1 protein-coding gene is annotated in these 701 nt (G+C 66.9%); it reads left to right on the top strand.

The features are described 5' to 3' along the window. Positions 1–257 precede the first annotated feature (257 nt). Positions 258–701, top strand: a 444-nt coding sequence (locus ACLQ2S_RS27155) for an ISAs1 family transposase (protein ID WP_425703826.1), incomplete at its 3' end; no start/stop codon positions are given.

Consider the following 701-nt stretch of genomic DNA (forward strand, 5'->3'; position numbering starts at 1 on the left):
CAGGGCCGTTGCGTTCTCGCTCGGCAAGCCAGTGAGCTGGGATGATGCTGGGTGATTGGCCTATGTGGAGGCGGTTGAAGCGGGTGAAGCCCTCAAGGTGATCATGGAGTTTCTCTAGGACTGCACGACACCGAGGACTCCACCCGCAGATGTCATCATCCCTGATCTCCGTACTGACTGTGACAACCCCCAGCGGTGAGACGCCATCACCGCCGATCACCGAGGGTGAACGTCGTGGGCTCCTGGACGCTGTGAGCGTGATCCCGGACCCGCGTGATCCGCACGGAGTGCGGTATCCATTGGCCGCGTTGCTGACCGTCGCGGTCTGCGCGGTCCTGGCCGGCGCCACGTCGTTCGCCGCGATCGCGGACTGGCTGTACGACCTGGACGAGGCGGACCAGCAGCGGCTCGGGTTCACCCGGGGCGTGCCGGCCGGCACCACGGTGTGGCGTCTGCTGATCCGCCTGGACGCCACTGTGATCAGCAAGGTTCTGGCCGGCTGGCTGCGCACCCGGACGCAACCGGTGACCGCTCGGCCGCGCCGCTACCGGACGGTGATCGCCGTGGACGGCAAGACCCTGCGTGGCGCACGCCTGCCTGACGGCCGGCAGACGCATCTGCTGTCGGCGCTGGACACCAGTACCGGCATCGTCTTGGCCCAGGTCACCGTCGACACGAAGAGCAACGAGATTCCCGCCTTC

The sequence above is a fragment of the Micromonospora sp. DT48 genome, from assembly GCF_049844495.1.
Taxonomy (GTDB): Bacteria; Actinomycetota; Actinomycetes; order Mycobacteriales; family Micromonosporaceae; genus Micromonospora.